This is a genomic window from Pandoraea pnomenusa, from assembly GCF_000767615.3.
Classification (GTDB): domain Bacteria; phylum Pseudomonadota; class Gammaproteobacteria; order Burkholderiales; family Burkholderiaceae; genus Pandoraea; species Pandoraea pnomenusa.
The window spans coordinates 1-12,670 of sequence record NZ_CP009553.3 but is presented as its reverse complement, the minus strand read 5'-3'; the positions used below and the strand labels follow the sequence as shown (position 1 = coordinate 12,670).

The 12,670-nt window shown below is 64.5% G+C and carries 15 protein-coding genes; 2 read left to right on the top strand and 13 right to left on the bottom strand.

Features of this window, described 5'->3' with window-relative positions:
- Positions 1-430 precede the first annotated feature (430 nt).
- Positions 431-886, top strand: coding sequence for a MarR family winged helix-turn-helix transcriptional regulator (locus LV28_RS06990; RefSeq protein ID WP_023598283.1), 456 nt, complete (start codon positions 431-433; stop codon positions 884-886).
- 78 nt (positions 887-964) lie between these two features.
- Here the strand turns inward: LV28_RS06990 and LV28_RS06555 are convergent, their stop codons facing one another.
- From LV28_RS06555 to LV28_RS48590, 3 genes are all read right to left on the bottom strand, one after another.
- Positions 965-1,912 carry a DedA family protein/thiosulfate sulfurtransferase GlpE gene (locus tag LV28_RS06555; RefSeq protein ID WP_038619325.1) on the bottom strand — a complete coding sequence of 316 codons (948 nt, stop codon included), beginning with the start codon at positions 1,910-1,912 and terminating at the stop codon, positions 965-967.
- A gap of 134 nt (positions 1,913-2,046) precedes the next feature.
- A complete protein-coding gene (locus tag LV28_RS06530) occupies positions 2,047-3,618 on the bottom strand; it encodes a DHA2 family efflux MFS transporter permease subunit (protein WP_038619327.1) in 1,572 nt (523 codons plus the stop codon).
- Between the two features lie 112 nt (positions 3,619-3,730).
- Positions 3,731-3,871, bottom strand: a complete 141-nt coding sequence (locus tag LV28_RS48590) for a hypothetical protein (protein WP_155765743.1) — start codon at positions 3,869-3,871, stop codon at positions 3,731-3,733.
- A gap of 174 nt (positions 3,872-4,045) precedes the next feature.
- On the opposite strand from LV28_RS48590, the gene LV28_RS05840 reads away from it, so the two are divergent.
- Positions 4,046-4,840, top strand: a complete 795-nt coding sequence (locus tag LV28_RS05840; protein ID WP_023598279.1) for an MHYT domain-containing protein — start codon at positions 4,046-4,048, stop codon at positions 4,838-4,840.
- A 103-nt stretch (positions 4,841-4,943) separates the two neighbouring features.
- Here the strand turns inward: LV28_RS05840 and LV28_RS05480 are convergent, their stop codons facing one another.
- The 10 genes from LV28_RS05480 to rpmH all read right to left on the bottom strand — a co-directional run bounded on the left by LV28_RS05480 (position 4,944) and on the right by rpmH (position 11,854).
- Entirely contained in the window at positions 4,944-5,159 is a 216-nt protein-coding gene (locus LV28_RS05480; protein WP_023872669.1) for a hypothetical protein, read from the bottom strand.
- 56 nt (positions 5,160-5,215) lie between these two features.
- Entirely contained in the window at positions 5,216-5,800 is a 585-nt protein-coding gene (thpR, locus tag LV28_RS48975) for an RNA 2',3'-cyclic phosphodiesterase (RefSeq protein WP_023598277.1), read from the bottom strand.
- Positions 5,801-5,892: 92 nt separating this feature from the next.
- Entirely contained in the window at positions 5,893-6,351 is a 459-nt protein-coding gene (locus tag LV28_RS48970; protein WP_158443219.1) for a hypothetical protein, read from the bottom strand.
- Positions 6,352-6,435: 84 nt separating this feature from the next.
- The gene (locus tag LV28_RS03310) at positions 6,436-6,975 is read right to left on the bottom strand and encodes a YMGG-like glycine zipper-containing protein (RefSeq protein WP_048806782.1); all 540 of its coding nucleotides are present in this window, start codon (positions 6,973-6,975) and stop codon (positions 6,436-6,438) included.
- A gap of 74 nt (positions 6,976-7,049) precedes the next feature.
- Complete coding sequence (locus LV28_RS02300) at positions 7,050-7,403, bottom strand: hypothetical protein (RefSeq protein WP_023598274.1); 354 nt, start codon at positions 7,401-7,403, stop codon at positions 7,050-7,052.
- Positions 7,404-7,605: 202 nt separating this feature from the next.
- Positions 7,606-9,000, bottom strand: coding sequence for a tRNA uridine-5-carboxymethylaminomethyl(34) synthesis GTPase MnmE (gene mnmE / locus LV28_RS02270; RefSeq protein ID WP_023598273.1), 1,395 nt, complete (start codon positions 8,998-9,000; stop codon positions 7,606-7,608).
- Positions 9,001-9,103: 103 nt separating this feature from the next.
- A complete protein-coding gene (yidC, locus tag LV28_RS02265; protein ID WP_023598272.1) occupies positions 9,104-10,762 on the bottom strand; it encodes a membrane protein insertase YidC in 1,659 nt (552 codons plus the stop codon).
- 24 nt (positions 10,763-10,786) lie between these two features.
- Positions 10,787-11,143 (bottom strand): membrane protein insertion efficiency factor YidD, encoded by a 357-nt coding sequence (gene yidD, locus LV28_RS48205; RefSeq protein ID WP_023872673.1) that lies wholly within the window; start codon positions 11,141-11,143, stop codon positions 10,787-10,789.
- A gap of 77 nt (positions 11,144-11,220) precedes the next feature.
- The gene (gene rnpA / locus LV28_RS02145) at positions 11,221-11,781 is read right to left on the bottom strand and encodes a ribonuclease P protein component (protein WP_369798700.1); all 561 of its coding nucleotides are present in this window, start codon (positions 11,779-11,781) and stop codon (positions 11,221-11,223) included.
- Complete coding sequence (rpmH, locus tag LV28_RS01555) at positions 11,720-11,854, bottom strand: 50S ribosomal protein L34 (protein WP_010806664.1); 135 nt, start codon at positions 11,852-11,854, stop codon at positions 11,720-11,722. The genes rnpA and rpmH overlap by 62 nt, the downstream gene beginning before the upstream one ends.
- Positions 11,855-12,670 lie beyond the last annotated feature (816 nt).

Here is a 12,670-nt window from a genome sequence, read left to right as displayed (position 1 = left end):
CCTTTCTCCCTGGCTTCTCACCCCCGCTTCTCACCCCCGCTTCTCACCCCCGCTTCTCACCCCCGCTTCTCACCCCCGCTTGTCCCGGGCGAATTCCTCCTGAAACTGAGGCGGCCTCAGATAAAGCATTTTTCAACGCCATGCGCCGGGGGATCAGCTCGCAGACAGATGGTGTCGGAAGTGAGCGCACAGCCTGCCGGATGCCGATCGGTGCCGAGCTCGCGCGAGTGGATAGCTGCGGCGGCGTCGAATGCGGCTGCGCGTAACCGCAGCACGGCGCCGACACCGAGCCGTATTCGGGTAACCGTAAATTGCTTTCGTGGAAGGCGGCTTGTCGTCGGTGGGTCACTGCCATCACGCAACTGGCGACATTCCACGCGGTGAAATAGAATGGCGCGCAATCGAAATGGAATTGAGACGTCGTACGAGAATGGCCGTTAGCAAAAAGGGCGCACAGAAATCCCCAGTGCGTCTGGAAGAGCAGTTGGGGTTCGCGTTGTACTCGGCGTCGCTTGCCATGACAAAGGCACACAAGCCGATGCTCGACAGGCTGGGTCTGACCTACTCGCAATATCTCGCGATGGTCGTGCTATGGGAGCAGGACGATATCGCCGTCAATCAGTTGGGGGCGCGCCTCGGACTCGACTCCGGCACGCTCACCCCGCTGCTGAAAAGACTGGAAACCATGGGACTCTTGACGCGCCGTCGTGGTGAAGCGGACGAGCGTCAGGTGTTCATCGACCTTACGCCACGCGGCGTGAATTTGCGTCGTGAGGCGCGTCAGGTGCCCGCCCAGGTGCAGGCGGTCACCGGTCAGTCCGACGCCCAGCAGAAGGCCTTGCGTACGTTGCTGCTGCAACTGCGTGACGCGCTGGCCGACGCCTGAAACGCAAAACACGCGCTGTCTTTCGAATGAGCGCGCGTCATTGAGTTGTGCACAATGCATTGCGCAATCGGTGATGTATCAATGTGCGGGAACCAGCATTTCCAGCCCGTCGATCTTCTGCACCGTGTAGCCCGCGTCGCGCCATGCGTCGAGCCCGCCGAGCAGCGGCCGCACCTCGGCGAAGCCCTGCTGACGCAGTTGCTGCGCCAGGCGTGCGGCCGTCACCTCGTTCGGACAGGCGCAAAACACCACGATCCGGCGATCTCGCGGGATATCGCGCAGTTTTTCGCCGATCTCGTCGGGCTCAATGGCGAGCGCCCCGGGAATCGTGAACGGATCGATGGCGCGGCGCGCGGCCGAACGCACGTCGATCACCACCGGCGTGACTTCGTCCTTCATCCAGGATTCCAGCGTGGCAACGCCAATGCGCGCCATGCGCAACGAGCGCAGCAGCCGGTAGCGGTTGAGCCAGCGGTTGAGCAGGTACAGCACGAAGACAAGCACCACGAGCCACAGCACGCCGCGACCGAGCGTGTCGAAGGCGTCGAGCACCGACACGATGTGCGACGCGAACACCACGCCGAGCGCCACGGCGACACTCGACCACAGAAGCGCGCCGATGGCGTCGTAGAGCAGGAACGTGCGCCAGGACACACCAAGCGCGCCGGCCATCGGCACCGACAGGGCCGAGAGACCCGGCACGAAGCGCGCAAACATCAGCACGCGCACCCCGTGACGGCCCATTGCCCCTTCGGTACGGCTCACGCAGGTGTCCGGCGAAATCGACAGGCGGCACATCAGACGCAGGATGTGATGACCGTAGCGCCGCCCGGCGAGGAACCAGAGGGTGTCGCCCAGCAGTGCCGCGAAGATGGCGAGTGCGACGATCAGCATCGCCGGGAAAAGCGACGTCGACGCCGTGACGATGAGCGTGGGATAGGCCGGCAGGGGCAGCCCGAGCGCCTGTCCGAAGATGTTCAGAAAGACGAGCCAGAGTCCGTAGCGGGCGATCAGTTCGAACAGCATGCCGACACCTGTTGCAAGAAGAGTGAGCGCAATCCGGCGCAATACGGCATGGTAGCGCCCGGACGTGACGGCCAGAAGCCGGCAAGCCGAAAAGTACTGTTGCTTTTCTGGAACGATCCCCGGCCGGCGCCGGGTCAGTGCCCCACGGCGGCTTTGGTGCCGCGCTTCGGCCGGGTCAGCCAGACCAGCGCCGCCATGGCGAGAAACACGTAGCCGGACAGGTGGAAGATGTCGTTCGTGGCCAGCATGAAGGACTGGCGGGTGACCAGATCGTTGAGCATGCCGAAGTCGGACCCGTTGCCAAGCCCCAGTCCCTGACGCAACTGGTCGAGGTAGCTCGTGGTGGCGCTCGAATACGGCGTGATGTTCTCGGCCAGACGCGCGTGATGGTAAATGGCCCGGTCTTCCCACATCGTCGTGCTCACTGCGGTGCCGATGGCCCCCGAAAGCGTGCGAAAGAAGTTCGACAGGCCCGAGGCCGCGGCGAGCCGGTCGTCGGAAATGCTCGATAGCGTGATGGTCGTGACCGGCACGAAGAAGCAGGCGATGCCGATGCCCTGCACCAACCGCGGCTCGATCACTTTCGCAAACGACAGATTCAGCGCGAAATGCGAATTCCAGAACGACACGCCCGCGAACACGAAGAATGCGAACGAGGCGACCGCGCGAAGGTTGAGCCGCTCCATGTTCTGACCGATGATCGGGGATAGCACGAGGGCGAGCAGGCCGACAGGCGCGGTGGCCAGACCCGCCTTGCCCGCCGTATAGTCCATCACCGTTTGCAGCCACAGGGGGAAGATGACCACCGAGGCGAAGAACGTCATGAAGCCGAAGGAAATCACCACCACGCCCAGCGCGAAGTTGCGATCCCTGAACAACGTGAGGTCGACGATGGGCTTGTCGGACGTGAGCTCCCAGATGACCAGAAACGACAGACAGATCGCCGCCGTGATCGCGAGCGTGACGATCAGGCTGTTGTTGAACCAGTCGCGATCCTTGCCGAGGTCGAGCATCATCTGCAGCGAGCCCACGCCGATGGCGAGCAGCGCGAGGCCGATCAGGTCGATCGGCAGCTTCTGCGTCTTCGTCTCGTGCCCGCGCAGCAGAATGAAGCACGATATCGCCGAGAAGATGCCCACGGGCACGTTGATGTAGAAAATCCACGGCCATGTGTAGTTGTCGGTGATCCATCCGCCGACCACCGGGCCGAAGATCGGTGCGACGATCACCGTCATCGCCCACAGACCGAGCGCGAGGCCGCGCTTCTTCTCCGGAAAGCTGCGCAGCAGGATGGTCTGCGAGAGCGGCACCATCGGGCCGGACACGAGGCCCTGGAGCAGGCGAAAGAGGACGAGCGTCTCCATGTTCGGCGCCAGGCCGCACAGCATCGACGCGACGGTAAAGGCCGCGACCGACATCACGAACAGCCTCGTCTCGCCCACGCGCCGGGCCATCCAGCCTGTGAGCGGCACGGCGATGGCGGCGGCTACGGCGTAGGAGCTGATCACCCACGTGCCCTGACTGTTCGAGACCCCTACGCTACCCGCAATGGTCGGCACCGCCACGTTGGCGATGGACGTGTCGAGCACTTCCATGAACGTACCCAGCGCAAGGCCGACCGTGAGTAGTGCCAGTCGCGCGCCGGTCAGCGGTGCCCCCTGCGGCGCCGGGGTGGCGGTGGAATGGGTCGTGACCGCGTCGGTCATGTGAGACGTCTCCCTGAAATGGCGGCCGAGCCTCGCCGGGCCCGGTCAGTGTCCAACCTGGATGGTGCCGCAGTTCGGCGCCCATGTGCGACGCGGGTTTGGAACACCAACTCTAAATGTCGGTGCCAACCCTCCACGGCTCGGGGATGGCGTCGCGCGCTGCGGCAATCGTGCGCCGGACGGGGGCTTGCGCGACGATGCGCTCGACGGTTTCGGCGCCGGTGCGGCAAATCGACGTCGTCTGGCGAATCATGGTCGGTTTTACCCCTTGACGCCGACGGACCGTCGAGATTGAATCGCGCTGACGCCCGACGTGTTCGATGCCACGTCGTGTCCCCCTGGGCGTAGTCGTGCAGGCGCAAATAATAGATCGCTCTTCGTCGTCCTTTGGGGCGTTCCGACGGTAGCAAAATCACAGGACAAGCCTATGCAGCCAGGAAGCGTCGTTCCCCTTCAATACAGTGAGTTTCTCGTTCTGCTTTCGTTCGTGATATCGACGTTGGGCGCGTATGTCGCTTTGGTGGCGGCGTCGCGCATTCGCGACGACGACGGCGGCATCAGCCTCGGTTATCTGACCGTATCGGCACTCGCGCTGGGGGGTATCGGCATTTGGGGCATGCATTTCATCGGCATGGCTGCGCAACGCATGCCGTTCCCCGTGTCGTATTCCCTTTGGCCGACGCTCGGCAGTCTGGTGCTGGCGGTGTTGGTCTCGGGGGCGGCGCTCTGGTACGTGGCCAGGGCGCCCTATCGCAATGCGATCCGATGCGTGATCGCCGGCGTGGCCGGCGGGCTCGGCGTTGCCGGCATGCACTATCTCGGCATGAGCGCGGTGCGCACGCAGGCGTATTTCGAATGGGACACGACGCTCGTGGCGCTGTCGGTGCTCATTGCGATCGTGGCGGCCAGTGTGGCGCTCTGGCTGGCGTTTCACCTGGAGACAAGCCTGCAACGCGCGTTGGCGGCGCTGGTGATGGCTGTCGCCGTCTGTGGCATGCACTACACGGGCATGCGCGCGGGCACGATCATCTGCACGACACAGACACGTGCGCAAGTCAGCATGCGATTGCACGGCGACACGTTGCCGTACGGGGTGTTTGCCATCGCCTGCGTCGTGCTGCTTGCGATGGCGGTGTTGCTCTACCGCACGTCACGTCGGCGGCGCGAGCGGATGGCGGCGCGTCTCGACGCGCTCGTGCGCCAGCGCGCGGGGCCCGTCTGATGGGGGCGCGAAAGCCGCGGGCACCGGAAAAGCAGAAACGCCGGCCAGTCTCTCGACGGGCCGGCGTTTCGGTATCCGGGCGCCTGTCGGCGCGGCACGCTGTTCAGTGCAGGATGGGGCTGCCTCCTACTGGCATGACATCGCCCGTTTCGATCAGGTCGACAATGAAAAACGGTTCGGTGTTGAGCTCTTTCGATGCCCCGGGCTGTCCGGAGTACCAGCGCACCATCGCCATATCGCCCAGTACACGGGTCACGATCCCCATGGCGCCTTGCGGTACTGCGATGTGATTGGATTTGACGATCGATCCGACTTGCACTTGAACCTCCTGCGAATGACGAAAAACCGACGTGCTGCCGTTCGGCCGGCGCGTCGTCATCCGACTATACCGTATTGCGTTGCTGGCATTGACGAATTCTCGTCCGGCGCGGCCAAAAAGCCTTCCGGCGTCGTGCCGCGATGCTCGGCGAGCACACGGTAGTGCGGCCCGCGCGGCGTGCGAACGGAATGAACGAGCGCATAGCCGTCGCATTGCCAGAGGAGCGGACGCGGATGCGGGTCCGACGGCGCGCGCCGCGCATGGCGCAGCAGTGTCACGTGCGGGCGGAATGCTTGCGTGAGCACGCGGGCCCCGGTGGCGCCCCATTGCGAGAGCAGCGCATCGCGTGTCGCGACGAGATTGTCCGGCACAGCCGCCGCACCGGCCCAAACGATCTTGCGATCCGACCAGAAGCCGAGATGATCGAAGGTGAGCGTGAACGGTGCGAGCGGTGTGCGCTGCATGAGTGCCAGAAGGATCGGCAGGCGGGCCGGATCCACTTCGTCGAGAAAGGCCAGCGTGAGATGCAGGGTCTGGGCGCGCAGCACACGTCCGCCGCATTCGGCATGCGCCGACACGGCCCATTCGTGAAGCTGCGCGCGTACGCCCGGCCCAGGCCACAGGGCGAGGAAAAGTCGCATGAGAACACCAGGGATCGGAACCTGCTGATGACTCTCATAGTAGACGCGCGTCCGGTCGAATGCCAGCCGCGCGATCCGCACGGTCCGCGCGATCAGTTCGTTGAGATACCGGGCGTAATGCCACGACGACCGCGTCGGGGTGATTCCGCCGGCTTGTCTTCGGGCCTCGCCTGCACCGGCGGGTGCATGATGCTGTTCCAGTTGTTCTGGATCGCCGTGTCCGTCATGTCGCGCGAGACGGCGCGCGAGATGTCGGCACTCGGGTTGATCGCCTGGCCCGGTGCCACGCCCGCTGCGGCGCTGTTGGTCGTGCCTGCGCTCGACGGGGCTGCGGTGTTCTGCGCGTGGGCGCGCGGCGCGAACGCGATCGAGGCGACCACCGTTGCGAGAGCGACGGCCAGCATGCGCCAAGACGGCTTGCGCAGCGACGGCGTTTGCACGGGGAGCGTCGCGACCGTGGCGCGGGAGCTGCGTGAGGTGCGCGATGCGAACGAAACGGGCGATGCGGACGAAACTGGCGAAGCGAGCGGTACGGGTGAATGGCGGGCCATTGGGTGTCTCGGATGAAGCGACGCGAATTCGCCGGCGACGGCCCGTCGCGGGACCAGCGTCGGCGTCACGCCTTATGTGTGGAATCAGTACCCGGGCGGCGGCCGCCATCCCGGAGGCGGGGGCGGCGGCGGCGCGTACCGTTGCACCGGTCGCGAAGGCATCATGTCCCCGCGCACGGGCACGCGGTTGCCGCTCGCATACATGCACTGAACGTAGGCCTGATCATAGCGGCTTTGCGTCAGGTATGCAGACGACTGCGCGTTGCCCATGCCGACGGCGCTGCCGGTGAGCAGGCCGGCACCGGCGCCGATGGCGGCCCCCGAGCCGCCCCCGAAGGCGGCGCCGGCCGCGGCGCCGATGGCCGTGCCGATCACGGCGCTGCCGATCGCGCTGTTATTGGCGGCGGTTGCCGCGTCCATGCCGCCGTTCTGGCCGGACGCGAACTGGCGGCAGTTGAAGTCGTCCCGCCGGAACTGGTCGAAGGTCTTGCTGGTACCCGGCAGCGCCATGACGCTCGGACCGGTGGGCACGACGGCGCAGCCCGCGAGTGCGGCGGCGGCAAGTGTCACGGCGAGTGGCGCGAGGCGGCGCCACGCTCGCGGTGGGTGTTCGTTGCGACGCATGTGTGTGGGTGCCGACGACGGCGACATGCGCGCGCCGCGAACGAGAGTAGCAAAGGCCATGGCGTGTCTCCCGATCAGTTCGACGCCGGTTGCGCGGGCACTTCGCGCCATCCGGCCGGACACGTTTTCACGTACGGGTAATAGGCGCCCGCCTTGTCGCAGTAGTACCAGGTGTCGCCGTTGGTGCCGGGGAGATTGCCCTGTGCGCCGGGTTGCGGCTGCTCGATGTACTGCTGCGGCTGACTCGGCACGACGACGACCGGCGGCGCGTAGTACGACGGCGGCGGGTAATAGGGATAGCTGTAGGGATAGGGGTAATAGCCGGGACCGACCCAGACACCCACGCGGCCATGCCAGGCAAAGGCGCTGCTGCTCACGGCGGCAGCGGCCACGGCGACCAGGCCGAGGACAACAGGAAGACGTTTCACGACACGGACCTCGAAGAACGAACGCCGGACGCGGTGGATTCCGCATCGCGGATACGCGTCGCGAACGAGAGGCTTGCGACCTTTCGCGACGCGATACCGCTCAGGTGTTCATGCTCCCGAGTCTAGGCGCGACGGCCTTCCCGGGCAATTACGACACGTGTCGGAAGTGTTTCAAAGCATTACGCTTTTCGTATGCAGGGGGTCACTTCCCGATGCAAAACCGGCTGAAAATCACGCCCAGCAGATCGTCGGAAGTGAATTCGCCGGTGATGGTGCTGAGCTGTTCCTGCGCAAGACGCAGTTCCTCGGCGAAGAGATCGAGCGCATTCGCGTTGCGACGCGCATGCGCGTCCGCCATTTCGATGTGCTCGCGCGCGGCGCGCAACGCCGACAGATGACGTTCACGGGCGAGAAACACGCCTTCGTTACCTGCCTGCCATCCGGCAATCCGCAACAACTCCGCGCGAAGCAGATCGATCCCCTGCCCGCCCTTGGCCGACAGACGCACGCCGAGTGGCGCCGCGCCCTCCTTGGGCAGCACCGTCGCCGGTTCTCCCGCGAGATCCGTCTTGTTGTACACGCGCACGATCGGCACGTGCTTCGGCAACTGCCTTGCGATCGCCTCGTCTTCCGGCGTCATGCCAGTACGGGTGTCGAGCAGGTGCAGCACGGCGTCTGCCTTCGCGATCTCGCTCCAGCTGCGCGCGATACCGATGCGCTCGACCTCGTCTTCGGTCTCGCGCAGCCCGGCCGTGTCGATGATATGCAGCGGAATGCCGTCGATCTGGATCGTCTGCTGCACCTTGTCGCGCGTGGTGCCGGCAATCGGCGTGACGATGGCCAGTTCCGCGCCGGCCAACGCATTGAGCAACGAGGACTTGCCGACGTTGGGCTGCCCCGCCAGCACCACGTTGATGCCCTCGCGCAGCAACGCCCCCTGGCGCGCCTGCGAGAGCACCTGCGCCAGTTGCGCACGAATTCGTTCGAGTTGACCGAACGCGTCGGCCGCCTCCAGAAAATCGATCTCCTCTTCCGGAAAGTCGAGCGTCGCTTCGACCAGCATGCGCAAATGAATCACCTGATCCACCAGTGCATGAATCTCGCGCGAGAACGCGCCATCGAGCGAGCGGCTTGCCGAGCGCGCCGCGGCCTCGGTACTCGCTTCGATCAGATCGGCCACCGCTTCGGCCTGCGCCAGATCGAGTTTGTCGTTCAGAAACGCGCGGTGCGTGAATTCGCCCGGCTCCGCCAGCCGCACGCCAAGCTCGGCGCCCTCGTCGAGGCAACGCTGCAGCAGCAATTGCAGGACGATGGGACCGCCGTGGCCCTGCAGCTCCAGCACGTCTTCGCCCGTGTATGAATTCGGCCCTGGGAAGTACAGCGCGATGCCGCGATCGAGCGCCTCGCCGTTGGCGTCGAGAAAAGGCAGGTACGACGCATGGCGCGGCTTGAGCGGCTGCCCGACCAGGCGCGCGATCACGCGTTGCACCGCGTCGCCGCGATGCTTGCCGAACGATACGCGCACCACGCCGATCCCTCCGCGTCCGGGGGCGGTGGCAATGGCGGCGACAGGAACGGCGGAGACGGAGGCGCTCATGGAAGGATTCGTGGAAAACAGAGGCTTATTTTGACATGCACCAAACAAAACCGCCCGCGAGAGACTCGCGGGCGGCATCGTCAGACGGTCCGGACGCGAAGCGTCAGGAGGTCGCCTTCTTTTCCTTCTTGGTGCCGAGCATTCGGTTGATCGACCATTGCTGCGCGATCGACAACGAGTTGTTCACCACGTAGTACAGCACCAGGCCCGAGGGCAGGAAGAGGAACATGACCGAGAAGATCAGCGGCATGAACATCATCATCTTGGCCTGCATCGGATCCGGCGGCGTCGGGTTCAGCTTGGTCTGGATGAACATCGACACGGCCATGAGCACCGGCAGGATGTAATACGGATCCTGCGTGGACAGATCGTGAATCCAGCCCAACCAAGGCGCGCCGCGCATTTCCACCGACGACAGCAGCACCCAGTACAGCGCGATGAACACCGGAATCTGTATCACGATCGGGATACAGCCGCCGAACGGATTGACCTTCTCGGTCTTGTACAGCTCCATGAGCGCCGCGTTCATCTTCTGCGGATCGCTCTTGTAACGCTCGCGCAGCGCCTGCATGCGCGGCGTGATTTCCTTCATGCGCGCCATCGACTTGTAGCTGGCGGCCGAGAGCGGGAAGAAAATCAGCTTGATGATCACGGTCACCGCGATGATTGCCCAGCCCCAGTTGCCCAGCAGGCCGTGCAGCTTCGAGAGCAGCCAGAACAACGGCTTGGCGAGGATCGTGAAGTAACCATAGTCCTTCGTGAGCTCCAGGCCCGGCGCGATCTGCTCGAGCATGTGCTCTTCCTGCGGACCGGCAAACAGACGGGCATCCACCGTTTCGGTGCCGCCGGCAGGAATGCTCGCGAGCGGCTGCTTCACACCGACACGATACAGGCCGTTGTCGAGCTTGCCGATGTAGTTGTCGCGCTCGGCGCCCTCCTTCGGAATCCAGGCCGTGGCGAAGTAGTGCTGCACCATGCCGATCCAGCCGTCGCTCGACTGCTTGATGTACTTGGCCTTGTCCTTGTCGATGTCGCTGAACGTGATCTTCTGGAACTTCTCGTCGCTGCTGTAGACCGCGGGCCCCGTGAACGTGTGCGAGAACTTCGCGCCGCTGATCTCGCGGCCGTCGCGCACCAGCTCCATATACAGCGTGGGCTTGATGGCGGCGTCGGTCTTGTTGACGATCGTGTTCGAAACGTCGATCACATAGCTGCCGCGATGGAACGTGTATGCACGTACCAGCTGCAGACCGCCCTTGACCGGCGACTCGAACTTCACCGTCAGGGTGTCGCCCGTCATCGTGGTTGGACCCGGCACCTGCGTGAAGATGTCGTTGTGATTCGGGAAGTCGCCGCCGATCAGACCCGTGCGCGCGAAATACTGCTGGCTCGGCGTGTTGTCGAACAACACGACGTGCTTGTCGGCTTCCTCGGCGTCGGGCCACTTGGTGAGCGCGAGGAACGACAGCGTGCCGCCCTGCGTGCTGATGTCGGCTTCGTAGACGTCGGTCGTGATGCGCACCTTTTGAGCGGTGGCGGCGGCCGGCGCGTTGCCCGGTGCGCTACCCGCGGCGGCACCGGCGTTGGCGCCTTGCGGCAGGTCGTTGGCCGGCGTCTTGTTCGTGCCCGTGGCGGCCGGGGTCGAAACCTCGGGCGTCGGGAAGAACAGCGACGAATGGCCATTGGCGCGTTGCCAGTTGTCGAAAAGCATCACGACAGACAGCGCGAAAATGACCCAGAGTACGGTGCGTTTGATGTCCATGCGGTAACTCGTGGTGGACGAAACTCAGGAATGGCCCGGCGCGCGGCGCGTAACTGCCGATGCGGCCGCGGGCCCGGTCGAGACCGTCCGCTTCGCTCGCGACGCATCGCTTCCGGCAACCGTGTCGGCGCCTTCGGCAGGAGAGTCGGGGACGTTGCAGACGTGTCGTGCCGGCGGTACGGGATCGAAACCACCGGGGTGAAACGGATGACAGCGGCATAGACGCCGGGCCGCGAGATAAGTGCCGTAACCGGCACCATGCTCGATGATGGCCTCGCGTGCGTAGTCGGAGCAGCTCGGATGAAAGCGGCAACGGTTCCCCAGCCAGGGACTGATCGCCAGCTTGTAACCGCGCAGGAGCAACAACAGCACGCTTCGCATCTCGATTCCGCCTGTCAGTCCGGCCGAGAGGCCGGGTGGCGGCGCATGCCCGGGAGTCGGGCGCTACCGTGTGAGGACTAACTACCTTCCGTCTTGTCGCCGGTCGGGCGATGCCTGCGGGCGGCCTTTTCCGCAGCATCGAAGAGCTGCGTGAATTCCGCGTGACACAGTGTGTTCAACACTGGCGCCGCCGCCGCCGTGTACGTCCCCTTGTCGAAACGCCGGGTCAATCGCAGCACGAAATCCCAGCCCGCCAGAGCCGCGCGGCGCTGACGGAACATCTCGCGCGCCTGACGCTTGATCAGGTTGCGAGTGACCGCGCGAGGCGCGTGCTTCTTGCCGACGACAATGCCGATGCGGCCCTCTTGAGGCATGGCATCGACAGGGGTGTCCGGCGCGCTGTCGCGCCGGCGCATGTACAACACGAAGTGCGCGCTGCGACGCAGGGGGCGCAAACTAAAAACGGATGAGAACTCATCCGTTTTGAGAAGTCGCGCGGCTTTGGGAAACCCCAGTGCCGGGACTTCGCGCCTTGCGGATTTGACGCGCAAACCGCGGTACGACCGAGATCCGCGATTAAACGGCCAGGCGCTTACGGCCCTTGGCGCGACGAGCGGCGATGACCTTGCGGCCGCCACGGGTCTTCATGCGAACCAGGAAGCCATGGGTGCGCTTGCGGCGCGTCACGGAAGGCTGAAAAGTACGTTTCATGATGCACTCACTGTGTGAAAAAATTCCCGCGCAGCAGCATCGTGAAACGCCACATGAGCACCGTGAAAACCTGCAAATTCAAGGACTTTCACGCTCGGCCCAGCCGTCGGGAGTTGGATAGGAATCCGGTTATCTTTCTAACGAACCCGCTATTTAATCGGCTTTTCCGTTGTGTGTCAATAGGTTAGCCATCACGGAAGATGCGCATGTGCACGATCGGTGCCTGGGTTCTCGCAGACGCGCCATCCGGCGGTACCGGGGCTGTGGATAATGGCAGGAAAACGACGGGGCATCTTTTTCTGCCGGTGGATAAATGCCGTTCAGGGGAGATATTCACGCGCTCGCGGCAAAACGACACCATTGCCCCGCAAATGCGCAGCCGTCGCGCGAAGTCAGGCCGGTTAACGCGGCGAGGCCGCCCGGAGATGCCGGTGCTGTGGGCATTCCTGTGGATAACTCGCTTTGCCGACGCTTTGGCGTTAAAATCCCCCATCAATTTTTTACCCAGCAGAGTACCGGTGACGCCGCCATGTGGATAGCGCGCCGGGTTTTGTCGTTTGCGCGCGCCGAAGCCGGCCGCCCGCGCGAGACAAGGCCCGAACGCAGCGCCATGGTCGAGGATTGCCGGTGGTCTGCATTGCGCCGCCGGTCCGACACGACCTGGCCGGTGACCCCGTCGGAATTACGCATCGAGACGGGCGCGCCGGCTTGGTTCTGGCCGTTCTGCCCCCATATCCAATGTTACGGATGGTGGATGGCCAGAGCGCCGGACGAAGCCCTCGGACAAGCCCCGCGCCACCCTGGATAACACGCTGC

What these genes read in the sequence shown, in the direction of transcription:
- LV28_RS05840 (WP_023598279.1), top strand. Translation starts at nt 4,046, where the DNA reads ATGCAGCCAGGAAGCGTCGTTCCCCTTCAATACAGTGAGTTTCTCGTT.
- LV28_RS03310 (WP_048806782.1), bottom strand. Translation starts at nt 6,975, where the DNA reads ATGCGTCGCAACGAACACCCACCGCGAGCGTGGCGCCGCCTCGCGCCA.
- yidD (WP_023872673.1), bottom strand. Translation starts at nt 11,143, where the DNA reads ATGCGAAGCGTGCTGTTGTTGCTCCTGCGCGGTTACAAGCTGGCGATC.
- LV28_RS48590 (WP_155765743.1), bottom strand. Translation starts at nt 3,871, where the DNA reads ATGATTCGCCAGACGACGTCGATTTGCCGCACCGGCGCCGAAACCGTC.
- rpmH (WP_010806664.1), bottom strand. Translation starts at nt 11,854, where the DNA reads ATGAAACGTACTTTTCAGCCTTCCGTGACGCGCCGCAAGCGCACCCAT.
- mnmE (WP_023598273.1), bottom strand. Translation starts at nt 9,000, where the DNA reads ATGAGCGCCTCCGTCTCCGCCGTTCCTGTCGCCGCCATTGCCACCGCC.
- LV28_RS06530 (WP_038619327.1), bottom strand. Translation starts at nt 3,618, where the DNA reads ATGACCGACGCGGTCACGACCCATTCCACCGCCACCCCGGCGCCGCAG.
- LV28_RS48970 (WP_158443219.1), bottom strand. Translation starts at nt 6,351, where the DNA reads ATGGCCCGCCATTCACCCGTACCGCTCGCTTCGCCAGTTTCGTCCGCA.
- LV28_RS06990 (WP_023598283.1), top strand. Translation starts at nt 431, where the DNA reads ATGGCCGTTAGCAAAAAGGGCGCACAGAAATCCCCAGTGCGTCTGGAA.
- yidC (WP_023598272.1), bottom strand. Translation starts at nt 10,762, where the DNA reads ATGGACATCAAACGCACCGTACTCTGGGTCATTTTCGCGCTGTCTGTC.
- thpR (WP_023598277.1), bottom strand. Translation starts at nt 5,800, where the DNA reads ATGCGACTTTTCCTCGCCCTGTGGCCTGGGCCGGGCGTACGCGCGCAG.
- LV28_RS06555 (WP_038619325.1), bottom strand. Translation starts at nt 1,912, where the DNA reads ATGCTGTTCGAACTGATCGCCCGCTACGGACTCTGGCTCGTCTTTCTG.